Genomic DNA, 22,788 nt, shown 5'->3' on the forward strand with positions numbered 1-22,788 from the left:
TTGTGTCCTTTCCCACAAAAATTAAATTCCAGCCCACTCTACCAACCGGATTTCTCCCACGCGCAGGAAGGGCGTGGCACAATTGGGGGACGTGACTACCCGTGATCTGCTTCAAGAACTTGCCCAACGCCACGGCGTGGCCTGCGAGTACACCGCCCAGAACGGACAGCCCGTGTACGTCAGCGAGGAGACAATTACCTATACGCTGCGCGCACTCGGCGTCTCTATCTCCGACCGTCCGGACGATGAAGAGCTAACCCAGGTCTTGTTCGAGGACTACCTCGAACGCGCCTCCCGCCCGCTGCCGCCCTGCGTGGTGGCCCGCGAAGGCGCCGAAAAGTCCTTTGCCGTCCACGTCCACGACGGCGACCCCGTCACCGTGACCATCGAGCTGGAGAACGGCGAGACTCGGCCGACCTACCAGGATCCGAACGACGCCCCGGCTGCCGACGTCGCCGGAACCATGTGGGGCGAAGCCAGCTTCCACGTCCCCGGGGACCTGCCCTTAGGTTTCCACAAGCTGCGCTTGTCCTCGCCCGGCATCGGTGAGCACGAGTGCCCGCTCATCGTGGTGCCCAATCACCTCAGCACTGCGGATCGCTACCTTGACCGCCCCGCGGCGGGCGCGATGGCGCAGCTGTATTCGGTGCGCTCCGAGAAGTCCTGGGGCATGGGTGACTTCGGTGACCTCGCCGAATTGGCGGAGACCTTGGCACCGGATTATGACTTCCTCCTTATTAACCCGCTGCACGCGGGCGAGCCGATCCCGCCAGTGGAGGATTCGCCTTACCTGCCCACCACTCGGCGTTTCATCAACCCGATCTATATCCGCATCGAGGATATTCCGGAGCTGAAACAGCTCAGCCCGGAGCTTCAGGAAGACGTCGCCGAACTCGCCGCCGAGTTCCGCGAGCGCAACCGGTCTGCCGAAGAGATCGACCGTGATTCCATCTTCGAAGCCAAGCTGCAGGTCCTGCAGGAGCTCTTCAGCAAGGGGATGACCCCAGAGCGCCGCACCGCCTTCAGCGAGTACCAGCGCCGCGAGGGCCGCGGCCTGCGCAACTTCGCGCTGTGGTGTGCAGAGACTGAGCTTTCGCGCCACAGTGGACGCCGCCACGCGCTGAGCCTCGACGTCAACGACTTAGCCGAGTTCTACTCGTGGCTGCAATTCCTCTGCGATGAGCAGCTGGATGCCGCCCAGCGCCGCGCGCTCGAGGCCGGCATGAGCATCGGCCTCATCACCGATATGGCCGTAGGTATCCACCCCGCTGGTGCCGATGCCGTGAATCTGGCGGAATACCTCGCCCCGCAATGCTCGGTGGGCGCCCCGCCGGATGACTATAACCAGCAGGGCCAGGACTGGTCCCAGCCACCGTGGCACCCGGTCCGCCTGGCGGAAGCCGGCTACGAGCCATGGCGTGATTTGCTGCGCACAATGCTGGGCAATGCTGGTGGCCTGCGCGTCGACCACGTGCTGGGCCTGTTCCGCCTGTATTGGATCCCGCGCCAGTCCACCCCGCTCAACGGTACCTACGTGACCTATGACTGGGAGGCCATGCTCGGCATCCTCGCACTCGAGGCTGAGCGCGCCGGTGCGGTCCTCGTGGGCGAGGACCTGGGCACCCTGGAACCGTGGGTCCAAAACGCCTTGCGCGATATGGGCGTGCTGGGCACCACGATCATCTGGTTTGAGCACGCCGAGGACGGTCCCACCCCGCGCCCGCAGGACCAATATCGCCACATGGCGATGTCCTCGGTGGGCACGCACGATCTGCCGCCGACGCTCGCCTACCTGCGCGGCGACCACATCGAGCTGCGTGCCCGCCTAGGCCTTTTGACCCGCCCCGTGGCGGAAGAAGTAGCCGAGGACCGCGCCTGGCAAGAAAAGGTCAAGGATAATCTGCAGGCCTATGGCATGTTGGAGAACCGCGAGAGCGAAGAGGACGTGCTCGTCGCCCTGCATCGTTATGTTGCGGGAACTCCCTCGGCGCTGACGGTCACCAACGTGGTGGACATGGTCGGTGACGTGCGCGCACAGAACCAGCCGGGCACGACGAAAGATCAGTACCCGAACTGGTGCATCCCGCTGTGCGATACCGCCGGCAAGCCGGTGCTCTTGGAAGATCTACCGAAGCAGGAGCTCTACCAGCGCCTCGCCCAGGCCGCCCAACGTCCGGGCACCCAACGCTAAAGCGTCGTCCCTCTAAAGGACGACGCCGACGATGGCCACCACGACGATGAGCGTGATCATCAACCAGAGGGTCACGCTCACTCGGGATTTGGGTAGTGCGCGCTTGCGGTGAGAAGGCTGTGAGCGCTCGGGGTCCCACAGGCCTTCGCGGTGATCATCGGGAGTCATGGTCATTTATCCTAGTCCGCCCCTCCACGAGTGTGTACACGCGGTCGATGGCCCACATCAACCCCCACCCCATCACGGTTGCGGCCGGCACTGCGGTGACGGCAAGCACCGCCATTTGCGCCCACACTGGCGCCTGCACGAGCCATTCCATGCCCTCAGGGTAGCCTGTTCACCATGAGCAGTGCACCTTTCGACGTCACCTGCCCCGCGGGCACCATCACCGGCTACCTCGATGAGGACGTGGCCCACTTTCACTCCATCGAGTACTCCCATATCCCGGGGGATTTCGAGAACCCCGAACCTGCCCCGCCCCGTGACCAGGATGCACGCACCCCGCACCCAGAGAAGGTCGCGCTCACCATCACCGCCCCCGCACCCGGCAGCCGCACCACGTCACTGGCGCCCACGTTGGTCTATATCCACGGCGGCCGCTACGAGCACGGCTCCCACGAGGATCCCCGTGCAGAGGGCACGCCCACCGCACAGGCAGGCATCGTCCACGTGCAGCTGGGCTACCGCGTGGGCCTGCCGGGGCTTGCCCGTTTCCGTGATGATGAGCCCGACCGCTACCGCGCCATCGAGGACCTGCAGCTGGGCTTGGAATGGATCCAGCGCAATATCGAGGCCTTCGGCGGGGATCCCACCAACGTCACCATCTTGGGCCAGTCCGCCGGCGCCAACGCCGTGCTGTGGCTGTGTCGGCGGGACCACTACCGCGGGGCCTTTCGCCGAGCACTAGCGCTCTCCCCGGGCTTCCCGCGGGAGACCTTCGAGGAGCGCAGTGCCACCCTGCGTCAGGTGATGAAGAAGCCCATCACGCGTTCCTCGCTTGCGGCGATGAGCCAAGAGGAGCTTGCCGCCGGCTACGCCAAGTTCCGCAAGAAGTACAGCCTCGATATGGCGCTGGGCCCCACGCCCCTGGAGTGTGGGCAGCTTGCCGACGTCCCCCTCATCCTCGGCAGTACCCGCGACGAGTTCTACAACATCCCGGCCACACGGAAGATTGACCGCTCCCCGTTCCGCGGCCTCATCCTGCGCTATGCGGCGCCGCGCTTTGGCTTTCCCCGCAATGGTTTCCAACCTTGGTATCAGGTGGCGCAGCACATGGACAAGGAGCGCCCAATGGGCCGGATGGTGGGTGATGCCATCATCCGCCGCTGGGCTGCAGAGGTAGCGGAGAAGGCACCGGGTAAGACCTGGATGGTGGAGTTCATCCGTTCCTCGGGCCCAGCCCTGCACTGCGAGGAGCTGCGCCCGCTCTTCGGCAGAACGCCTCTGGCCCAGTGGCTACAAGATTTTGTGCGCACCGGCGAGCCCGGCTTCGAGGCCTACCGCCCCGAGCACGCTATCTGGGAATACAACCTGGATAACGACGAGAACCGCGTGGCCTACGCCAGCTTGGATTATATTTCGGCGGCCTTCGCCCAGGATGGCAGCCTGCTCTGATCCAGGGGCATTAAGCCAAGAGGGCCGCGCGCAGCGGTTCGTGGGTCAGTTCCTCCACCATCCACGGGCTAAAGGCAAACGGCGTGGCGTCGACGGCGGCGAGCACATCGCGCACTGGCGCCCACGCGAAGGAATCGACTTCGTCGGGGTTGGGCGCCGGATCATCTTCAGTTTCGAAGAGATAGACCGGGCAGATTTCATTCTCCACCACGCCAGAAGAATCCACGGCACGGTAAGCAAAGTCCGGGAGCACCAAACGCGGCGTGCCGCTCAGGCCAAGCTCGAAGCGGCCGCGGCGCACGACGGCGGCGGCAGTCTCCTCATCCGGGCCCGGGTGCCCGCAGAAGGAATTGGTCCACACGCCAGGCCAGGTCAGCTTGGACAGGGCGCGGCGGGTCAGCAGCAGCTGGCCATCGCGCACCACCCACGCAGAAAAGGCGAAATGGAGCGAGGTATCCGCGGTATGTACGGCGGCCTTGTCAGCGGTGCCGGCGGGTGTGCCCTCCGGCGAAGCTAGAACGACGAGTTCCGTCATAGATTGAGGTCTCCTACATAGCGCACGTTGCCAATGCTAAAGCGCGCGTTCCAGAGGTTGCCTGGGGCAACGTTATAGACATATTGAAGGTTGGTGGACGCACCGGCGCCCAGCGGGTGATCCAGGCCCGGCGCGGCCACATCCGGGTGGACAGCGGGGTCAACATCAATCGAATCCACGGTGGCCCAGCCGCCGTTGCCGTCGGCACGCTCGAGGGTGGGTTCCGGGAGGGCGTCGACAGGCATCGGCACCTCGTTGAGGTTGTGAATCTTCACAGTCAGCACCGTTCCGCCACCGCCGGAGTACAGGCCCTGCAGCTCAAATTCCACGTTGAGGCCCTCGTCCTTAACGGGGGCTGCCAAGTCGGAGGTGACCTCGTGAGCGTCCACGTCCTTGGCCTCAAAGGTCGGCGGCTCCGAACTGGAGACCACGATGTTGTCCTGCGGGCCCACGTCCGGCGGCTGGAGGATACTGCAGCCTGACAAGGCAGCCAGGCACAGCGGGGCGCACGCTAGGGGGAGGTATTTCTTCACCGCGGATCCTTTTCCATCACGATTTCGGTTTCTCCCCTACCTTAGTCGACGGGTTGGATATTCCTATTAAGGGCGTAACATCGGCCGGCGATGAACTCTATTCTCCGCATCGTCCGCAGCGCCTCCGCTCTGTGGCCTTTCTATCTTGGCGTCCTTATCACCGCGTCAGTCACCGCGATTCTGTCGCTGCTGACACCTTTCATCCTCCGCGAAGCCACCGATACCGTCGTCGCAGGCGGACCACTGCGCACCATTCTGTGGTGGGTCGTAGCACTCTTTGTGGCGGACGCGCTGGGCAACGTGGTGAAGAATATCGGCGGCTATATCGGCGATGTGATGGTCGCACGCCTGCGCCAGATTCTTTCGACGCGCTACTTTGCCAAGCTGCTCTCCGTGCCGCAAGGTTATTACGACAACCAGGTTACCGGCACCATCATTGCGCGCTTGGACCGCTCGATTGCGAATATCACGCAATTCCTGCAGTCCTTCTCCAATAACTTCTTCGTCATGCTCATCCAGGCCGCGGCGGTGCTAGTCATCACCGCGGTGTACTACTGGCCGCTGGCCATCCTGCTGGCTGCGCTCTTCCCCATCTATATGTGGCTCACCGCGCTGACCTCGGAGCGCTGGCAAAAGTTTGAGGCCATTAAGAACGAGAACATCGACGTGGCCAATGGGCGCTTCGCGGAGGTCATCGGACAGGTGAAGGTAACCAAGTCCTTTGTCGCCGAGGCCCGTGAGCTGGCTTCCTTCGGTTCGCATTACCGCACGGTGGTGGATACCACGAAGCCGCAGTCGCGCTGGTGGCATTCCATGGACACCGCGCGCGGCGCGGCCATGGCGCTGATCTTCTTGGGCATCTATGGCCTAATCTTCTGGCGCACCTTGGAGGGCCACTTCTCCATCGGTGACATGGTCATGCTCCTGCAGCTGGTGAACATGGCCAAGCAGCCGGTGTTCATGATGAGCTGGATCGTGGATGTCAGCCAGCGCGCCATCGCCGGCTCCAAGGACTACTTCAAGGTCATGGAGGAAATCCCGGAGCCCACGGTCAACCCGCAGCTGGTCGACGCCGCTGAAACCTCCGACGTGCCGGAGCTCGACCTCACCCCGGCCAAGCCGCTGCGCCCCGCAGAAGGCCCGGTCTTCGCCTTCGAGGACGTGTCCTTCTCCTATGAATCGGATAAGCCGGTCGTCGCCGACATCACCTTCGCCGCCCAAGAAGGCCACAAGGTCGCGCTCGTCGGCGAGTCCGGCGGCGGCAAGTCCACCCTGGTCAACCTACTGTTAGGCCTCTACCAACCCACGGAGGGAAAGCTGACGGTACTGGGCCACGACGCCGCGGAGCTCACCGCGGAGCGCCTGCGCGCTTCAGTCGGCGTGGTCTTCCAGGAGTCCTATCTTTTCTCCGGCACCATTCGGGAAAACATCGCTTATGGCAAGCCGGGCGCCACGATGGAGGAGATCGTGGACGTCGCCAAGCGCGCCAATGCACACGGCTTCATCGAAGAATTCCCCGATGGCTACGACACCGTCATCGGCGAGCGCGGCCTCAAGCTCTCCGGCGGGCAGAAACAGCGCGTGGCCGTGGCGCGCGCCATGCTGAAGGACGCCCCCATCCTCGTCCTCGACGAGGCCACCTCGGCGCTGGACACCAAGGCTGAGCGCGCCGTGCAGGCCGGTCTGGACGAGCTCATGAAGAACCGCACCACGCTCATCATCGCGCACCGCCTGTCCACCATCGCGGACGTGGACACCATCATCACCCTAGACCGCGGCCGCATCTCCGAGATTGGCGCGCCAGCGGAGCTGGCGCAATCGGGCGGCATCTACGCCGAGCTGCTGCGGCTGACCCAATCCGCCTCCGCCGCCGACCGCCAACGGTTGAAAAAATACGGATTCGTCCAAGCCACCGACGAGTAAGGTGGGACGCATGCATTTCCCTAGCCTGAAAGAACTCTCTGCCCGCGGCACCCGCAAGTGGACCGTCTATGACGAGGACATCCTTCCACTGTGGATCGCTGAATCAGACTTCCTCACCGCACCGGCGGTCAAGGAGGCCATCCAAGAGGCTGTCGACGCCGAGTCCTTCGGCTACACCCCGGCACCCAAGGCCTCTGAGCTCAACGCGGCGCTAGCGGATTTCTATGAAGCGCGTTATGGCTGGCGCCCAGAACACGTCTTCTGGATCGGGGATGTGGTGCGCGGCCTGCTGCTCGGCGTGCAGTACTTCACCGAGGGCGCGGTGGCCGTGCCGGTCCCCTCTTACCCGCCGCTGCTGGAGCTGCCGGAGACCGCCGGGCGCGAGAAGATTGAGACCTCGCTGGAGCTCGACGATATCGAGCGCGCCTTTAAGGCCGGCGCCGGCTCCATCCTGCTCTCCCACCCCTATAACCCGCTCGGCATTGTCTTTGATGAGGACTGGCTGCGGGGGCTCGTGGAGCTGGCAGATAAATACGATGCCCGCATCCTCTCCGACGAGATCCACGCCCCGCTCGTCTACGAAGGCCGCCACATCCCGCTCGGCGCCTTGTCCGACCGCGTTATTACCGTCACCGCCACGTCCAAGGCGTGGAACACCGCGGGCTTGAAGTGCGCGCAGGTGATCTTCTCCAATACTGCGGATGTCGAGCGCTGGAACTCGCTGACCGGCGTGGCTAAGGACGGCACCGGCACGCTCGGTGTCTTGGCTGCGGAGGCTGCCTACCGCCACGGTGGGGAGTTCCTTGACGAGGAGATTGAGTACCTGAAGAAGACCCGCGATTGGCTGGTGGAGGAGTTACCCAAGCGCGTTCCGGGCCTCAAGACTTCCCACCCGCAGGCCACCTACCTGCTGTGGTTGGACTTTAGCGAGACCGCCATTGGGGATAACCCGAAGCCTGCGGCCTGGGTGCGCGAGCACGCCAAGGTAGCCCTCAATGAGGGTGTCACCTTCGGCACGGGCGGTGAGCATCATGCCCGTCTTAATTTTGCAACCTCCCGTGAGCTGCTCGAAGAGGCACTCGACCGGCTGGAGAAAGCATTTAGCTAAAATTTACATCTCATGTCATGGGCATTATCCTTAGAAAAATGTCCATTAATGACGTTCAGGCCCCCGCCCAGTCCGCTTCGAAGACGAGCTCCCCCATCGGCATCGTCATCGTTGCCTCCCTCATGCTCTTCTCCATGTTCTTCGGAGCGGGCAACCTCATCTTCCCGCCGGAGGTCGGTGTCTCCTCCGGCACCAACTTCTGGCCGGCCACCATGGGCTTCCTCGCCGCTGGCGTAGCCCTGCCGGTCTTGGCGGTGATCGCGGTGGCCATTTCCGGCCAGTCCGTGCGGGATATCGGAAACCACGGCGGCAAGATCTTCGGAGTGGCCTTCTCCGTCATCGCCTACCTGGCCATCGGCGCGTTTTACGCCCTGCCGCGTACCGGCGCGGTATCCATGGAAACCGCGATTACCCCGCTGCTCGGCTGGGAGGGAACTTTTGCCAACGGCGCCTTCAACGTCGTCTTCTTCCTCATCGCTTTAGCCCTGGCCTGGCGCCCCAACAACATCATTGACACCTTGGGCAAGTTCCTCACCCCGGCGCTGGTCATCCTGCTCGCCGCCCTCATTACGTTGGCCACACTGGCCAACCCCCGCGTTCCCGGCACCCCGACTGAGGAGTACGCCTCCGCGCCCTTCGTCACAGGCCTCTTCGAGGGCTACAACACCATGGATGCCATCGCGGGCCTGGCATTCTCCATCGTCATCGTGACTTCGCTGCGCTCCAAAGGTTTCTCTACTGACCGTGCGCTGCTGCGCGGAACCATCACTTCCGCCGTCATCGCCGGCGCGCTGCTTGCCGCTATCTACCTGGGCCTGGCGTGGATCGGCCAAACCATGCCGAATGGTTCCTCCTATGATTCCGGCGCCGCCTTGCTTGCCGACGCCTCCAATCTCACCATGGGCAACGTCGGCCAGGCCGTCTTCTCCGCCATCGTCATCCTGGCATGCATGACCACCGCCGTGGGCCTGATTTCCGCCACCTCGGAGTTCTTCGCCCTGCTCGTGCCGAAGACCACCTACCACTTCTGGGCTTGCCTATTTACCGCGCTGTCCATCGCCTTCGCCTTCCAGGGCCTGGATACGGTGCTCGCCATCGCGGTCCCCTTCATCGTGTTCTTGTACCCGCCGGCTATCTCCCTGATCGCGCTGACGCTTCTGCAACCAGCAGTTAAGAAGTGGGTCACCTTCTACTGGGGCTTCCGACTGGCGCTGTGGGTTTCCGTCCTGTGGTCCGCCGCCACCTCCTTCGGCGCCCCGCTTGGCTTCTCCCCTGGCCAAGACGTTGGCCTGGGCTGGGTAGTTCCCACGCTCCTCGCATTTTCTATCGGCGTTATCATCGACGTTGTATCTACATCCTCGTCGAAGAAAAGTGAGTAGTTCATGACGCCCCGCGCCGCCCTATCCATCCTCGATTTCTGCACCATCTACCCGGGGGAATCTCCTTCCCAGTCCATGGCCAGGTCGGTCGAGCTGGCGCAACAAGCGGAGGCCTTGGGCTTTGAGCGCATGTGGTACACCGAGCACCACAACATGCCCTCTATTTCCTCCTCCGCCCCGGCGGTTCTCATCGCCCACATTGGCGCGAAGACCGAGCGCATCCGATTGGGCTCCGGCGGCATCATGCTGCCGAACCACGCGCCTTATGTCATCGCTGAACAATTCGGCACCCTCGCCGAGCTCTACCCCGGCCGCATCGACTTGGGCCTGGGCCGCGCACCCGGCACCGATATGAAGACCTTGGGCCGCGCCCTGCGCCGCGATAGAAACGCCGCCGAGCGCTTCCCCGAGGACGTCAAGGAGTTGCAGGGCTACCTTTCCGGCAAATCTCTCATCCCCGGCGTGAAGGCCATCCCCGGCCACGGCACCAACGTGCCGATCTACATCCTGGGGTCCTCGCTCTTCGGCGCCTCCCTGGCCGCCAAATATGGCCTGCCTTATGCCTTCGCCTCGCACTTCGCCCCGCAGCATCTGGAAGCCGCCACGGCTTATTACCGCGAGAATTACCAGCCTTCCGAGGCCCACCCCGAGCCCTATGTCATCGCCGGCGTCAACGTCACCGCGGGGGATGACGCCGAGGAGGAATTCGAAAAGGTCTGCTTCCGCCGCGTGAAGGCTTTCGTCAGCCGCGGCAGGCAGCTCAGCGACGACGACGTCGCCCGCATCATCGACTCCCCTCAGGGCCAGCAGATCATCAGCATGCTGCAGTACTCCGCCGTTGGAAATGTAGAGCACGTGCGCGAGTACCTCACCGACTTCCAGAAGTTGGCTCAGGCGGATGAGCTCATGATCTCCCTGCAATCCACAAGCCACAAGGCAGCGTTGGGTAATATGGCAAACCTGGCACAAGCGTGGCAGATGTAGGCGTACGCGCAGGCGCGCGTACGCACATCTTTGCCCGTCACAGCGTTGTTCTACATAGAGGAGAATTTCGGTGGCCCTTCGCCGTACACAACAACACAGCATGATCGCTGATTACCTGCGCAACCTCATTCGCAGCAAGAAACTTTCTCCTGGTGATTTCCTGCCCAGCGAGGCCGAGCTCTGCGAGCAATTCTCCTCCTCCCGCGGCCCCGTGCGCCAAGCCGTCGCGGCACTGCGCTCGGAAGGCCTCATCTCCTCCGGCCGCGGCCGCCGCTCTGTCGTCCTCGGCCGTTTTACCTCGGAGTCCTTCGACTCCATTTATTCCGTGACGCACTGGCTGCGCGAGCGCGGCTTCGAGCCCGGCGCGTCCACCTTGTGGCTGGGGCGCTCCTCCTCCCGCGGCCCCGTGCGCCAAGCCGTCGCGGCACTGCGCTCGGAAGGCCTCATCTCCTCCGGCCGCGGCCGCCGCTCTGTCGTCCTCGGCCGTTTTACCTCGGAGTCCTTCGACTCCATTTATTCCGTGACGCACTGGCTGCGCGAGCGCGGCTTCGAGCCCGGCGCGTCCACCTTGTGGCTGGGGCGCTGCCCTGCTTCCGAGCAGGAAGCCGAGTTCTTGCGGGTAGAGACAGGTTCCCCCGTAATCTTTGTGCACCGAGTGCGCAGCGCCAACGGCATGCCCATCGCCATCGAGCGCATGTTCTTCCCACTGGACGTGGGCAGCCACATCCTCAACTTCGATGCCGACAACGAGTCTGTCCACGATCACCTACGTAAGCAGGGCGTGGACTTCGACAACGTCAATCGCGAGCTCTCCCTCGCGTCCGCCAGCGAGGAAGATGCGCGCTCCCTTAATGTCGAGCCCGGCACCCCGCTGTGGCGCCTGCACTTGGACATCTCAGATCACTCTGGTCATCCCGTCGAGTGCACCGAAATCCTGTACCTCGGGGACCGCCTGACGCTGGGCATGACGAGCGTGCGCGGAAGCACCTCCCCGCTCGAGGTCAAGTTGTCGGAAGGATGATGAGAGCCTGGATTGGTGCGCTGGGGCTGGTCGTGGGGGCGTCGTTAAGCGCGTGTTCTGCCGGCTCCACGGCAGTGGTTGATTCTGACTCCTCTGCGCTGACGCTGGCCACCACGACGCCGGCGACCTCCCTGGATTTCACCACCGTCGGCGGCGCCGCCATCCCGGCAGCACTCATGAGCAACGTCTACGAGACCCTGGTGCGCATCTCCCCGGAGGGAGAGATTGTCCCCGGGCTCGCCGAATCCTGGGAGGTCGAGTCCACACGCTATACCTTCCACCTGCGTGAGGCTTCCTTCTCCAACGGCGAGGCTTTCACCGCGCACACCGCCGCGTGGTCCATCAACGCGGTGAAGACGGAGTGGACGAACGGCATTAGCGCCCAGATGGACGTGGTGGAATCCGCCACGGCTGTCGACGATCACACGCTCCTCGTCACCCTTAAACGGCCCTCCGCCGGGTGGTTATGGTCCATGGGCACCGCCATCGGTGCTATGCGCACTCCCACCGAAGCGGTGGGCACCGGCCCCTTTGCCGTCGCGGGCTTCTCCCCCAACGAATACATCGCGCTGCGCGCCCGCCCAGACTACTGGGGGACCCCGGCGAAGGAAGACATCACCATCCGCTACTTCCCGGATTCGCTGACCGCGGTCAACGCCCTGCGCTCCGGCGGGGTTGATGCGGTGTGGGGCGTGCAGAACCCGGAGCTGCTCGACACGCTCGATGACTCCATCGAGACCGCCGTGGGCACCACGAACGGCGAGGTGTTGCTGTCCATGAATAACCAAGCAGCACCTTTCGACGACCCCCTCGTGCGCCGCGCCGTGGCCTATGGCATCGACCGCCGGGCCGCCAACGAGATCCTCTGGGAAGGCCGCGCGCAGGATACCGGTGGCTCACCCGTCCCGCCGACTGATCCCTGGTTTAGTGGGAAGGACTACTACCCCTTTGAACCGGCGCGCGCCCGCGCGCTGATGGAGGAGGCCGGCGCGGTGGGCACGCCGCTCACACTCACGGTACCGAGCCTGCCCTATGCGCAAACACTCTCCGAGTTCCTCTACTCCCAGCTGGAGGAGATGGGCTTTGAGGTCACGCTGGAAACTGCCGAGTTCCCCGCCGTGTGGCTGAGCCAAGTTATGGGCGCGAAAGACTATCAGATGTCGCTCGTCGCGCACGTCGAGCCGCGCGATATCCCCACCATCTTTGGCAACCCGGACTATTACCTCGGCTATGATTCGCCGCAGGCCCGCACGCTGTTGGAGCAGGATGACATGACGGGTGCGGTCGACCAGATCATGGAGGACATGCCCGCTCTGACGCTGATGAATATGCCCAATATCGTGCTCTACCGCGAGGGCCTGATCGGCCTGCAGCCGAACCAAATCACCGATGCCATTGAGTTGCGGGGCGTGCGATGAGAATACTGCGCTTCCTCGGCACCATGTGGGCTGCCTCCATCATCATTTTCCTGCTCATGCGGGCCGTGCCCGGCAACCCGGCGCGCGTGGCTTTGGGCGTCAACGCCACCGATGAGGCCGTGGAAAAGCTAACGCACTCCATGGGCTTGGACCGCCCGCTTCTCGTCCAATACCTAGAGTGGATGAAAGGGCTGTTGACCGGCAACTTCGGCATCTCCCTGTCCTCGCAGCAGGACATCACTCCGCTGGTGATTGACCGCGCGCAGGTTACGCTGTTGCTCATCGGGCTGGCCATTGTCCTCGCCCTAGCCGGGGCTATTCCCATGGGCATCCTGCTCGCCCGCTTTCGCCTCCCTGTGCTCAATGCGGCCACGCAGCTGGGCATCGCGGTGCCCAGCTTCTTAGTCGGTATCCTGCTGGTCGCGGTCTTCTCCGTGCACCTGGGTTGGCTGCCGGCGAATGGCTGGCAGCTGCCGCGCGAGGGTTTAAGCCACCTCGTCCTGCCGGTCATCTCGTTAGCACTGGTGCAAGGCGCCATGCTCACGCGCTACGTGCGCGCCACCCTCCGCGAGGAGATGGACAAGGACTATATCCGCACCGCCCGCTCCCTGGGTGAATCCCGCACCGGGGCGCTGGTCCGCCACGGCCTGCGCAATGCCGCTTTGCCGGTGCTCACTGTCACCGGCGTGCAGTTAAGCACCTTGGTGGTGGGCGCGGTGGTCATCGAGAATGTCTTCGTCATCCCGGGTCTGGGCTCGCTGCTTCTCGACGCCGTCTCCACCCGCGACCTCACCACCGTCCAGACCCTCATCATGGTTTTCGTGACTTTCACGCTGACCGTCAACCTGCTCACGGACCTGGCCTACCGGGTCATCGATCCGCGGCTGAAGGAGGCGCGATGAAGCCCGGCTATATTCTGGTGGGCCTGACTGTCCTATTCGCCCTGGTCTCTCTGGTGTGGACGCCCTATGACCCGAACCTCATCTCCCCCGACCGCCTGGCCGGCCCCAGCCTGGAGCACCTCATGGGCACCGACCGCTTCGGGCGCGATACCTTCTCCCGCATCCTCGCCGGTGCCCAGATCACCGTGCTGGTGGGAGTGGTAGCGGTGGCCATCGCTGCGCTCATCGGGGTGCCACTCGGCATCATCGCCGGGATGCGCGGTGGTGGCTTCATCATGGCGGCCACCGACCTGCTACTCGCCTTCCCGGCGCTGCTGCTGGCCATCGTCGCCGGCGCGGTGTGGGGCTCGTCGACGCTCACGGCGACCATCGCCATCGGCATCGCCGGCATCCCTTCCTTCATCCGGGTCACGCGCTCCGGCACGCTGCAGATTATGACGCAGGACTATATCGCGGCCGCCCGCATCTCACGCGTGCCGCCGGCGCTCATCGCGTGGCGCCACGTCCTACCCAACCTCGGCGGCATCGTGGCTATCCAGGCCTCCGTCTACTTTGCGCTGGCCGTCCTCGCCGAGGCTGGCCTGTCCTACCTCGGCCTGGGCACCGCCCCGCCGACCGCCTCGTGGGGACGCATGCTGCACGACGCCCAGCCCCTCCTGGCCACCCACCCCCTCCAGGCGCTGTGGCCAGGGCTGGCCATCGCCGGCACCGTCCTCGGATTCAACCTGCTAGGAAGCCATGCTGACCGTCACTGATCTGCGCGTGGGCCCTGTCGGCCCCATCTCCTTATCCATTGCACCCGGCGAACGCGTCGGCCTCATCGGCGATTCCGGCAGCGGCAAGTCCCTCACCGCCCTAGCCATCATGGGGCTGTTGCCCGACCACCTGCAGGCCACCGGATCCATCCGCTTCAACGGCCAGGAGCTGCTGAGCATGCGCGACCGTGACCTGCGCAAGCTGCCGCTGGCCATGGTCTTCCAAGAACCCATGACCGCGCTCGACCCGTTGATGAAGGTCCCCGGCTTCAACCGCTTCCCGCACCAGCTCTCCGGCGGGCAACGCCAGCGCGCGCTCATTGAGATGGCCATGGCCCGCCATCCCAAGCTCCTCATCTGCGATGAGCCAACCACCGCCCTGGATCCCTTCACCCAGGAGGAAATCCTCTCCACCATCGTGGATGCCGCGGACAGCGAAGACACAGCGCTGCTGTTTATTAGTCATGACCGGGACGTCGTCAAGCGCGTGTGCGACCGCGTCGTGCGCATCGGTGAGCTCACCGCTCCCGACCTCACCCCGCCGCCCATGCCCACCCTGGGCGAGCCCGTCATCGAGCTCAAGAACGTGACCAAGACCTACCGCGGGGTGACCGCGCTGGACGACGTCTCCCTCGCCGTCCGCGAGGGCGAGCGCCTCGGCATCGTCGGCGGTTCCGGCTCCGGCAAATCCACGCTGCTCAAGCTGCTCACGGGGCTAGCGGAGCCGACCTCGGGGACGGTGGCGGTGAAGAAGCGTGTGCACATGGTCTTCCAAGACCCTAAGGGCTCGCTCAACCCGCGCATGCCTATCTGGAAGATCGTGGCCGAGGGCGGCGGGACGCGCGAAGAAGCCGAGGCGGTGCTGCGGGAGGTCGGCATCGAGGGCTTCGAGCGCTATCCCCGGGACTTCTCCGGCGGGCAGCGCCAACGCATTTCGCTGGCGCGCGCCGTGGTGGGCAAGCCGGAGATTCTGCTGGCGGACGAGGCCGTCTCGGCGCTGGACGCCACTTCGCGGGCCCAGGTCCTCGAGTTGCTACAGCACGTGACGAAGGACATGACGCTGGTCTTCGTCTCCCACGACATCGACGTCGTGCGCCACTTATGCCCCACGGTGGCGGTCCTGCAGGACGGCCGGCTCGTGGATCGCGGCGAAACGAGTAAGGTGTTCTCCCGATATGGAACACCCACTGCCGCAACGTCCTAATGCACTTCAGCTCTTTACCGCCTTTAACACCTCCGCGCGCCGCTGGCCCGGTGCCCTGCGCGCGGCGTTGGCGATCATTATCCCCGGCGGGATCGCTGTAGCGACGGGCCACCCGGATGCGGTACTGCTCATTTCGGCGGGCGCGTTCTCCGTCATTTATGGCGAGGGGCACCCCTACCGCACGCGACGCCGCGTGATCCTCACCGCTGGCGGACTGCTCACGCTGGCGGCCACGGCCGGTTCCCTCGTCGGCGTGCATGGGCTGGCGCTGTCCGCGGTGTTTACGGTGGCTCTAGCAACCATCGGCGCGTTCGTGCAGAATGCGCTGCGGCTGCCGCCGCCGGGTTCCTTCTTCATCGTGATGGTGGCCGGTGGTTCCACGATGCTGCGTGGGGTCTCGCCGTGGGAGGTGGCCGCGTGGAGCCTGGCCGGCGTGTTGGCCAGCTACGTGCTGGGCATGCTGCCGCGTTTCCGGGATCCGCACGGTCCGGAGACCCGCGCGGTGGCCGCGCTGGAGAAGGCCGCCGATGCCTTCGTGAACTCCGATAGCGATTTCCTGGCTCGCCACCACCAGGCGCAGTCCGCCATTTCCACGGCGTGGCAAACGCTTGCCGACGCCGGCGTCATCCGCGGCGGCCGCATCCGCCACCCCGCCCAGGCGGAGCTGGTGCACCGCGCGCTAGCCGCGCAGCAGCGCATCGTGGCTCACCACAAGCAGGTCGGCGGCAACTCGGATGAGCTCTCTGATTCCCCCACCTACGTGGACCCGGACCGCACCAGCATCCCACACACCAAGCCGACGATGCGCTACCGCTTCTACCGCGCCGCGGTGGGCAATTCCCACGGGGTGGTGACAGCGGAAAAGATCGCGCTTGGTGGCCTGGCCACCGCGTTCATTGGCATGGCGCTGGGGCTCAACCGGCCGGACTGGGGCGCGGTCTCGGTGCTCCTGCTCTTGCAGTGGGGGCCGGACCGGGTTCCGGGAACGATTCGCGGTGTGCAACGTATGCTGGGCTCCGTCTTAGGCGTGTGTGTCTTTGCGCTCATTGCCTCTTTCAGCCCGCACGGCTGGGGGTTGGTGCTCGCGTTGGCCTTCTGCCAGTTCTGCGCGGAGATTCTGGTGGTGAAGAACTACGCGCTATGCGTCATCTTCTCCACTCCCCTGGCACTGCTGATGGGCAATTCTTCGGAGCACATGGCCCACACCATCGGCTCGCGTATGGCGGAGATTGGGCTCTCCGTGGTCGTGGCGATGCTCTTCTTGTGGCTGTGGAAGCCGCGCGCCCAGCTGACCAACCACTACCGCCTGCAAACGCGCTGTTTCGAGGCGATGGCCGCCCTGCTCGGCGCACTACTCATCAAGACCCCCGAGGAAGCGCTGGCACAGCGGCGCGACCTGCACTACGAGTTGCTTTCGGAACGGCGCAGCATCCAGTCGCTGGCGACCAATCACTCCGATATCAGCGAGTTCTGGGAGCGCCACACCGCCTTGCAACCGGCCGGATACTTCCTCTTAGATTTCTGCGTGGTCAATCCGCTGTCGCAGCCCAGCCGCGCGGAGCTGGACACGCTCATCGCGAAAATCACCGCAGCGGAAATGCGGTCCTAACCTCCTAGCACGGGCAACCCCCGGTTGCCCGCGAATTATTTCACCGATAGCAACAGGTTCGGGTCGAGTACGTGTTCCTCCACGCGCTCGAAGCAAGCGAAGGCTTCCTCCAGCTCACGGACATTCTCATCAAAATTAGGCAGCGACATGACATTCCAATCGACGCAGAAATAAATGCCTTCATCCTAGCTCACACCACTGTCATTGTGCGCACCTGCGATAATGGTGAGGGTGAACACTCGAAAATCTACAGGTCCACCCGTTGGCATCTATCCTCACGACATGCACCCCGGCTTGGTTCCGGGTATCGGTGTGGAGGATCAACGCAACGCTTTCGCCCTTGACAAGGTCCCTTTTTTCAGCACCGCTACTTTCATCGTAGCCTTCATCGTGTGGGGAATTAGCTCACCAGAATCCGTCTCGGCCGCATCCTCCACCGCCTTTTCCTGGGCCATCACCAACGCCGGCTGGCTGCTCAACATCACCATGATGATGGCCGTAGCCACCATGCTCTACATCGGTTGCTCCCGCCTAGGCCGCATCAAGCTCGGTACTGATGACGAAGAGCCCGAGTTCGGTTGGTTCAGCTGGGTTGCCATGATGTTTGGCGCCGGCATCGGCGTCGGCATCTTCTTCTACGGCCCCTCGGAGCCGCTGTCGCACTACCTCACCCCGCCGCCCCACACAGTCGACGGCAACAGCGTCGAGGCCCTGCACCAGGCCATGGTCCAGGCGCACTACCACTGGGGAATCTCGCCCTGGGCGGCGTACGCCCTGGTCGGCGGAGCCATCGCCTATTCCTCCTACCGCCGCGGGCGCGTGCCTCTGGTGTCCTCCATTTTCAAGCCGCTGTTCGGCTCCCGCGATACCGACGGCCCGCTGGGCAAGCTTATCGACGTCCTCGCCCTCGTCGCCACGCTCTTCGGCACCGCCGCCACACTGGGTCTTTCCGCTATCCAGATCGGCCAAGGAGTATCCATCATCCGCGGCGCCGGCCCGCTGACCAACTCCGTGCTCATCGTGATCATTGCGGTCCTTGGCTGCGGCTTCATCATCTCGGCGGTCTCGGGTGTCTCCCGCGGCGTGCGCTATCTCTCCAATTTCAACATCACGGTGACACTCGGCTTGGTCATCTTTGTCTTCTTCACCGGTCCGACCTTGCACATGCTCAACCTCGTGCCCTCCGGCATCGTGACCTACATCGACCAGCTTTTGCCGATGATGGCCAAAGGCCTGTCCTGGGGAGATGAGACCATCGAGTTCCAGTCTTACTGGACCGCCTTCTACTGGGCATGGTGGATTGCCTGGACGCCGTTCGTCGGCATGTTCGTGGCCCGTATCTCCCGCGGCCGCACGCTACGCGAATTCACGGCAGTGACGGTCTTCGCTCCCTCCCTCATCCTCATTTTGGCCTTCACCATCTTCGGTGGCACAGCCATCACCTTTAAGCGCGAGAACCTGCCCAACTTTGATGGCTCCGCCTCCGGCGAACAGGTGCTCTTCGCCATGTTCGACAACCTGCCGCTGAGCAGCATCACACCCTTCATTTTGATCCTGGTGCTGGCGGTCTTCTTCATCACCTCCGCCGATTCCGCTTCGGTCATCATGGGAACCATGTCCTCCAAGGGAAACCCTGCCCCCAACAAGTTCATCGTCATTTTCTGGGGCCTGTGCATGATGGGCATTGCCGTAGTCATGCTGCTGACCGGCGGCGAAGACGTACTCACCGGCCTGCAGAACCTGACCATCCTGTCTGCCCTGCCCTTCTGCATCGTGCTGCTCGTCATGATGGTGGCCTTCATCAAGGACCTGCGCTCCGACCCGATGTTCATCCGCCGCGCCTACGCGCGTGCCGCGGTGGAAAACGCCGTCGTGCGCGGCATCGAGGAGCACGGCGATGACTTCGAGCTCACCGTCGAGCATGCAGACGAAGGCCGCGGTGCCGGCTCCGACTTCGACTCCTCAGCGCACCGCTATACGGACTGGTACCAGCGCACCGATGAAAAGGGCGAGAATGTAGACTACGACTTCGGCACCGATACCTGGGCCGATGGCTACGAGCCAGACGCCGAGCAGAAGGAGAAATAAATGGGGTTGCCTGAAAACGTCGTCCTCGACGGCTACACCCTCATCGAGCAGCATGAAATCGACCACGAGTTTCTCATCAACGGCTCCCCGCTCACCGCGACAACTCCCGTTCTTTTCGCACTCAGCATCGGCGGCATGCTCCTCGTGGCCGCGAGCTTCTTTCTGCGCGGTACCCGCCGCTTTATCACCGGCCTCCTCGGCGCAGTGCTGACTCTCACGAAGCTGTGGTGGATGCCCATCGCGCTTGCCCGCCAGTTCGACGACGGCCAGGTCTTCGGCTATACGCTCAAGTACTACCCCCAATACTGGCCCGTAGCATCCATCATCGTGGTCGGCATCGCGTTAATCGGCCTGGTCTCCGCGTTTTTCTTCCGGCGCTAACGCGACTCCAACACCGCGATCGCAATGTGCACCCGATTGGTACCGCCCAGTTTGTCCAAGATGTGCTTGATATGGGTCTTAACCGTGGTCACGGAGACGTAGAGCTGTCCGGCAATCTCCTGGTTGTCTAGACCCTGGGCCACGAGTTGCGCCACGCTGTTCTTCCTGCGCCGCCGGCCGGGAATTGCGCACGGCGTGGTGTGGGACTTTGCCGTCTCCGGGCTCGCGGTGGAGCTCAATACAAACATGACCCACCTTCTCGCGCGCGGGCCTAGAGTGGCTGGACAGTGCGGGTTACGCTCCCTTCAATGAGGAAGTTCGGATACCGCCGGCGCGATCTCAGCGGTGGTCATCCGATTGGTATCCAACCCGCTCTCCCACTCGCTGTTCACCGGTCTTAGCGCCTATGGCCGATCCCAGAAACAGCCTGTGCGCTGGCTCATTGCTGCCATCGCGGTGCACGTGACGAACAACCTCTTCCCGTCGCTAAGCACCGCGTTCGACGACGCCATCTGGCCCCTCCTCGCCGGCATGGTCGTCGTGCTAGCCGTGTGGATAGCCACCATCTGGGGTGTTATTGCGCTGCGGAAGAAGGCGGCTGCGCATTCGCCCCTGTCCCCTGCACCGGCGCGCGCATAGCCTTCGTGGCCGGGGAGGGATGAGCGTCCTCGGCGGCGAGGCGCTCAAAGGCCACCGCCGCCAGGGCTGCGGCTTGGTCTCCCAGGACCGAATCATCGAAGCGCACCAGCGGTGAGTGGTTCCACTCGCGCATGTGCTCCGGGGTGTGCGGATCTCCCGTACCGAACCACATGAAGGTGCCCGGAACCTGGGATAACACCGCGCCGAAGTCCTCCGAGGCCATCATCGGGGTGTCCATGGTCAGCACATTTTCCGCACCGAACATGCCTGCCCACAACGACGCCGCGAACTGATCCTCGCGTTGTGAGGTCTTCGTCGCCGAATACAAAACCTCAAAGTCCACCTTTGCGGTACAACGATGCGAGGCCGCCACGGAGCTTGAGACCTCGATGATCATTTGGCGGACGGCATCGATGTGTTCGTCGCGAAGCACGCGCACCGTCGCGCCCAGCTCCGCCTTGTCCGGGATGACGTTGACCGCGCCGTCGCCCGCGCGCAAGTTGGTCACCGTGATGACAATCGGCGAGTTCGCGTCGAAGCGCCGGGTCAGCGCCACCTGCAGCGCCACCTGGATCTCCGCCAAGGCCGCGACGGGATCGATAGCATCATGTGGGCGCGAGCCATGCCCACCTTTGCCGTAGACGGTAATCCCTAGGTTGGACGACGAGGCCATCATCGGGCCGGCGATGTGGTGGAAGGTGCCCCGATCCTGCGGGCCGACGTGCAAACCGTAGGCGGCGATGGGGCGGCGGCCAGCAGCGTCGAGCACGCCCTCATCAATCATCGGCTGCGCACCACCCGGGCCTTCCTCGCCCGGCTGGAACATGAAGATGACATCGCCCAACAGCTCCTCGCGGTGGCGGCAGAGCATCTTGACCGCGCCGATCAGCCCGGCCGTGTGCAGGTCGTGGCCGCAGGCGTGCATGTTGTTATTCGTCGAAGCGAAAGGGCTGCCCGTCTGCTCGCGCACCGGAAGACCATCCATGTCCGCGCGCAGCAGCACCGAGACGGGACGCTCTCCGCGCTTGCCGCCGCGCAGCACCGCGACGACGGAGCTCAAGTCGCGCCCGAGCTGGATCTCCAGCGGTAGCCCTTTAAGAGCTTCGAGCACCTTCTCCTGCGTGCGCGGCAGGTGCAGCCCGACCTCCGGGTTCTGGTGCATATCGCGACGGAACTCCTGCAACTCCGGAAGCAGCTCCCAGCCTTCCTCCACGAACACTTGGCTGGCCAAACGCTCCCCCAGCTTGGCCGAAACCATCGGAAGCGGTGGCAGTTGCTGACGGTGGCGCGGTGCCATCTTCATGGTGTCATCCTTTCCGAGCATGTGCGCCGAGCATACCGGAAACTGTATTAAAGTAACGGTCTATGAAGCTTCTCTCTGCGCTTTTGAGCAGCGCACTTCTCATGTCTTCTGCCCCTGCTTACCAGGAATCCAGCCGCCATGAGCAATCCTCTCGCTGGGGCGTGGACGCAACGTTCAGCATCCTCAACGCCATGGGTTCCTCCTCGCACCTTCTCACCGATTTGTTCACATCGGAACAGGAGGGCTATCCGTACCCGGTGGATGCGTCGATAAGCACGGCGTCCGTTGTCTCCCGCACCCCGACCGATGAGCCTGGCCGGGAAAAGTGGCTCGTGGCCTCGCCGTCCATGGGACGTGAGATTCCCGTCGACGTCGTCCTCGGCAGCGGCGGCCCGGTGGTGTACTTCCTGGAAGGTGTCGACTCCCCGGAAACCTCCAACTGGATCACCAAGGGGCATGTGCAGCGCGTCTTCGGTGAGTCCGACGCCAGCATCGTCATCCCCTCCCAAGGCGCTGGTTCCATGTGGACGGACTGGAATCAGGACGACCCCAAGCTGGGCCGCAACAAATGGAACACCTTCGTCACGCAGGAGCTTGCGCCGGTGGTTGAGGCGGAGCTGAACCACAACGGCAAGCGCGGGATCATCGGCTTGTCGATGGGCGCGTCCGGCGCGGTCATGATGGCCAACAACCACCCGGGATTCTTCGATGCGGTGGCGGGGATTTCCGGTTGCTATTCCACGACGAGCACGGTGGGTCAAGGAACGGTTGACCTGACGGTGGGCAGCCTCGGTGGCAACCCACGGAACATGTGGGGCCCGCACGGCTCGCCGGACTGGCTGCGCAATGATGTCGCAGCGAACCCGGAGGGGCTGCGCGGTACGACGCTGTATCTCTCCGCTGCCACTGGCGCGTGGACGGATGAGGAGATGGCGGCCTACCCCGACAAATCCCTCGACGATCGCATTGGCGGAACCTTGTTGGAGGCCGGCTCAAAGCGGTGCACGGAGGAGTTTTCCGCCGCGCTTGACGACGCCTCCCTCCCCCACACCACCGACTACCTCGACGCCGGGGTGCACGACTGGGTGATGTTTGGCAAGCAATTGCAGCCGGCGTGGGACGCGATTAAACCGGCGCTGTACTAGCGACGACCCCACCGCCCAAGCCTGTCGGCCCGAAAGGCTCTCCCCTTTCTGAGGCC

At 63.9% G+C, this 22,788-nt stretch carries 22 protein-coding genes; 16 read left to right on the plus strand and 6 right to left on the minus strand.

Going from position 1 to position 22,788, the window contains the following annotated elements:
- Positions 1-91: 91 nt before the first annotated feature.
- Positions 92-2,191 (plus strand): 4-alpha-glucanotransferase, encoded by a 2,100-nt coding sequence (malQ, locus tag CAURIM_RS09780; RefSeq protein WP_236659398.1) that lies wholly within the window; start codon positions 92-94, stop codon positions 2,189-2,191.
- Positions 2,192-2,203: 12 nt separating this feature from the next.
- On the opposite strand, the gene CAURIM_RS09785 is transcribed toward malQ, so the two are convergent.
- Positions 2,204-2,359 (minus strand): hypothetical protein, encoded by a 156-nt coding sequence (locus CAURIM_RS09785; protein WP_168163674.1) that lies wholly within the window; start codon positions 2,357-2,359, stop codon positions 2,204-2,206.
- Complete coding sequence (locus tag CAURIM_RS09790; protein WP_216381656.1) at positions 2,346-2,510, minus strand: hypothetical protein; 165 nt, start codon at positions 2,508-2,510, stop codon at positions 2,346-2,348. The genes CAURIM_RS09785 and CAURIM_RS09790 overlap by 14 nt, the downstream gene beginning before the upstream one ends.
- A gap of 23 nt (positions 2,511-2,533) precedes the next feature.
- Between CAURIM_RS09790 and CAURIM_RS09795 the strand changes: the two genes are divergently transcribed.
- Complete coding sequence (locus tag CAURIM_RS09795) at positions 2,534-3,805, plus strand: carboxylesterase family protein (RefSeq protein WP_201829303.1); 1,272 nt, start codon at positions 2,534-2,536, stop codon at positions 3,803-3,805.
- Between the two features lie 10 nt (positions 3,806-3,815).
- On the opposite strand, the gene idi is transcribed toward CAURIM_RS09795, so the two are convergent.
- Together idi and CAURIM_RS09805 are read right to left on the minus strand one after the other, a co-directional pair.
- The gene (gene idi, locus CAURIM_RS09800; RefSeq protein WP_201829301.1) at positions 3,816-4,340 is read right to left on the minus strand and encodes an isopentenyl-diphosphate Delta-isomerase; all 525 of its coding nucleotides are present in this window, start codon (positions 4,338-4,340) and stop codon (positions 3,816-3,818) included.
- Positions 4,337-4,873 (minus strand): hypothetical protein, encoded by a 537-nt coding sequence (locus CAURIM_RS09805; RefSeq protein WP_070644571.1) that lies wholly within the window; start codon positions 4,871-4,873, stop codon positions 4,337-4,339. Before CAURIM_RS09805 ends, idi begins: the two co-directional genes overlap by 4 nt.
- Positions 4,874-4,963: 90 nt before the next feature.
- Here CAURIM_RS09805 and CAURIM_RS09810 point away from each other — a divergent pair, with 90 nt between their 5' ends.
- The 12 genes from CAURIM_RS09810 (at position 4,964) to CAURIM_RS09865 (ending at position 19,645) form a co-directional block, all read left to right on the plus strand.
- Positions 4,964-6,796, plus strand: coding sequence for an ABC transporter ATP-binding protein (locus tag CAURIM_RS09810; RefSeq protein WP_201829299.1), 1,833 nt, complete (start codon positions 4,964-4,966; stop codon positions 6,794-6,796).
- 10 nt (positions 6,797-6,806) lie between these two features.
- Positions 6,807-7,904: a MalY/PatB family protein gene (locus CAURIM_RS09815; RefSeq protein WP_201829297.1), complete on the plus strand. Its 1,098-nt coding sequence runs from the start codon at positions 6,807-6,809 to the stop codon at positions 7,902-7,904.
- A 38-nt stretch (positions 7,905-7,942) separates the two neighbouring features.
- Positions 7,943-9,283: a branched-chain amino acid transport system II carrier protein gene (gene brnQ / locus CAURIM_RS09820; protein WP_070446697.1), complete on the plus strand. Its 1,341-nt coding sequence runs from the start codon at positions 7,943-7,945 to the stop codon at positions 9,281-9,283.
- Positions 9,284-9,286: 3 nt separating this feature from the next.
- A complete protein-coding gene (locus CAURIM_RS09825; RefSeq protein WP_201829295.1) occupies positions 9,287-10,267 on the plus strand; it encodes an LLM class flavin-dependent oxidoreductase in 981 nt (326 codons plus the stop codon).
- Positions 10,268-10,337: 70 nt separating this feature from the next.
- A complete protein-coding gene (locus CAURIM_RS09830) occupies positions 10,338-11,288 on the plus strand; it encodes a GntR family transcriptional regulator (protein WP_290205035.1) in 951 nt (316 codons plus the stop codon).
- Positions 11,288-12,706 carry an ABC transporter substrate-binding protein gene (locus CAURIM_RS09835; RefSeq protein WP_201829521.1) on the plus strand — a complete coding sequence of 473 codons (1,419 nt, stop codon included), beginning with the start codon at positions 11,288-11,290 and terminating at the stop codon, positions 12,704-12,706. The genes CAURIM_RS09830 and CAURIM_RS09835 overlap by 1 nt, the downstream gene beginning before the upstream one ends.
- Positions 12,703-13,608, plus strand: coding sequence for an ABC transporter permease (locus CAURIM_RS09840; RefSeq protein ID WP_070446701.1), 906 nt, complete (start codon positions 12,703-12,705; stop codon positions 13,606-13,608). The genes CAURIM_RS09835 and CAURIM_RS09840 overlap by 4 nt, the downstream gene beginning before the upstream one ends.
- The gene (locus tag CAURIM_RS09845) at positions 13,605-14,363 is read left to right on the plus strand and encodes an ABC transporter permease (RefSeq protein WP_070644565.1); all 759 of its coding nucleotides are present in this window, start codon (positions 13,605-13,607) and stop codon (positions 14,361-14,363) included. The genes CAURIM_RS09840 and CAURIM_RS09845 overlap by 4 nt, the downstream gene beginning before the upstream one ends.
- Entirely contained in the window at positions 14,347-15,567 is a 1,221-nt protein-coding gene (locus CAURIM_RS09850; RefSeq protein WP_201829291.1) for an ABC transporter ATP-binding protein, read from the plus strand. The genes CAURIM_RS09845 and CAURIM_RS09850 overlap by 17 nt, the downstream gene beginning before the upstream one ends.
- On the plus strand, positions 15,539-17,176 hold the full coding sequence (locus CAURIM_RS09855; protein WP_201829290.1) for an FUSC family protein: 1,638 nt from the start codon (positions 15,539-15,541) through the stop codon (positions 17,174-17,176). The genes CAURIM_RS09850 and CAURIM_RS09855 overlap by 29 nt, the downstream gene beginning before the upstream one ends.
- 282 nt (positions 17,177-17,458) lie before the next feature.
- Positions 17,459-19,264: a BCCT family transporter gene (locus CAURIM_RS09860; RefSeq protein ID WP_236659397.1), complete on the plus strand. Its 1,806-nt coding sequence runs from the start codon at positions 17,459-17,461 to the stop codon at positions 19,262-19,264.
- Positions 19,265-19,645: a cell division FtsX domain-containing protein gene (locus CAURIM_RS09865; protein ID WP_070717444.1), complete on the plus strand. Its 381-nt coding sequence runs from the start codon at positions 19,265-19,267 to the stop codon at positions 19,643-19,645. It begins immediately after the preceding gene.
- On the opposite strand, the gene CAURIM_RS09870 is transcribed toward CAURIM_RS09865, so the two are convergent.
- The gene (locus tag CAURIM_RS09870) at positions 19,642-19,893 is read right to left on the minus strand and encodes a response regulator transcription factor (protein ID WP_070717447.1); all 252 of its coding nucleotides are present in this window, start codon (positions 19,891-19,893) and stop codon (positions 19,642-19,644) included. The genes CAURIM_RS09865 and CAURIM_RS09870 overlap by 4 nt on opposite strands.
- A gap of 97 nt (positions 19,894-19,990) precedes the next feature.
- On the opposite strand from CAURIM_RS09870, the gene CAURIM_RS09875 reads away from it, so the two are divergent.
- Positions 19,991-20,284, plus strand: coding sequence for a hypothetical protein (locus tag CAURIM_RS09875; RefSeq protein WP_236659396.1), 294 nt, complete (start codon positions 19,991-19,993; stop codon positions 20,282-20,284).
- On the opposite strand, the gene CAURIM_RS09880 is transcribed toward CAURIM_RS09875, so the two are convergent.
- Complete coding sequence (locus CAURIM_RS09880) at positions 20,220-21,587, minus strand: M20 metallopeptidase family protein (protein ID WP_201829519.1); 1,368 nt, start codon at positions 21,585-21,587, stop codon at positions 20,220-20,222. The genes CAURIM_RS09875 and CAURIM_RS09880 overlap by 65 nt on opposite strands.
- 62 nt (positions 21,588-21,649) lie before the next feature.
- Here CAURIM_RS09880 and CAURIM_RS09885 point away from each other — a divergent pair, with 62 nt between their 5' ends.
- A complete protein-coding gene (locus CAURIM_RS09885) occupies positions 21,650-22,732 on the plus strand; it encodes an alpha/beta hydrolase (RefSeq protein WP_201829286.1) in 1,083 nt (360 codons plus the stop codon).
- Positions 22,733-22,788: the final 56 nt, after the last annotated feature.

The sequence above is a fragment of the Corynebacterium aurimucosum genome (genome assembly GCF_030408555.1).
Taxonomy (GTDB): domain Bacteria; phylum Actinomycetota; class Actinomycetes; order Mycobacteriales; family Mycobacteriaceae; genus Corynebacterium; species Corynebacterium aurimucosum.

Bases quoted from the DNA above. Each gene is read 5' to 3' on its own strand.
- CAURIM_RS09885 (WP_201829286.1), top strand. From the start codon at position 21,650: ATGAAGCTTCTCTCTGCGCTTTTGAGCAGCGCACTTCTCATGTCTTCT.
- brnQ (WP_070446697.1), top strand. From the start codon at position 7,943: ATGTCCATTAATGACGTTCAGGCCCCCGCCCAGTCCGCTTCGAAGACG.
- CAURIM_RS09845 (WP_070644565.1), top strand. From the start codon at position 13,605: ATGAAGCCCGGCTATATTCTGGTGGGCCTGACTGTCCTATTCGCCCTG.
- CAURIM_RS09860 (WP_236659397.1), top strand. From the start codon at position 17,459: ATGCACCCCGGCTTGGTTCCGGGTATCGGTGTGGAGGATCAACGCAAC.
- CAURIM_RS09815 (WP_201829297.1), top strand. From the start codon at position 6,807: ATGCATTTCCCTAGCCTGAAAGAACTCTCTGCCCGCGGCACCCGCAAG.
- CAURIM_RS09835 (WP_201829521.1), top strand. From the start codon at position 11,288: ATGAGAGCCTGGATTGGTGCGCTGGGGCTGGTCGTGGGGGCGTCGTTA.
- CAURIM_RS09880 (WP_201829519.1), bottom strand. From the start codon at position 21,587: ATGAAGATGGCACCGCGCCACCGTCAGCAACTGCCACCGCTTCCGATG.
- CAURIM_RS09825 (WP_201829295.1), top strand. From the start codon at position 9,287: ATGACGCCCCGCGCCGCCCTATCCATCCTCGATTTCTGCACCATCTAC.
- CAURIM_RS09790 (WP_216381656.1), bottom strand. From the start codon at position 2,510: ATGGAATGGCTCGTGCAGGCGCCAGTGTGGGCGCAAATGGCGGTGCTT.
- idi (WP_201829301.1), bottom strand. From the start codon at position 4,340: ATGACGGAACTCGTCGTTCTAGCTTCGCCGGAGGGCACACCCGCCGGC.
- CAURIM_RS09795 (WP_201829303.1), top strand. From the start codon at position 2,534: ATGAGCAGTGCACCTTTCGACGTCACCTGCCCCGCGGGCACCATCACC.
- CAURIM_RS09870 (WP_070717447.1), bottom strand. From the start codon at position 19,893: ATGTTTGTATTGAGCTCCACCGCGAGCCCGGAGACGGCAAAGTCCCAC.
- CAURIM_RS09855 (WP_201829290.1), top strand. From the start codon at position 15,539: ATGGAACACCCACTGCCGCAACGTCCTAATGCACTTCAGCTCTTTACC.
- CAURIM_RS09850 (WP_201829291.1), top strand. From the start codon at position 14,347: ATGCTGACCGTCACTGATCTGCGCGTGGGCCCTGTCGGCCCCATCTCC.
- CAURIM_RS09810 (WP_201829299.1), top strand. From the start codon at position 4,964: ATGAACTCTATTCTCCGCATCGTCCGCAGCGCCTCCGCTCTGTGGCCT.
- CAURIM_RS09785 (WP_168163674.1), bottom strand. From the start codon at position 2,359: ATGACTCCCGATGATCACCGCGAAGGCCTGTGGGACCCCGAGCGCTCA.
- CAURIM_RS09840 (WP_070446701.1), top strand. From the start codon at position 12,703: ATGAGAATACTGCGCTTCCTCGGCACCATGTGGGCTGCCTCCATCATC.
- CAURIM_RS09865 (WP_070717444.1), top strand. From the start codon at position 19,265: ATGGGGTTGCCTGAAAACGTCGTCCTCGACGGCTACACCCTCATCGAG.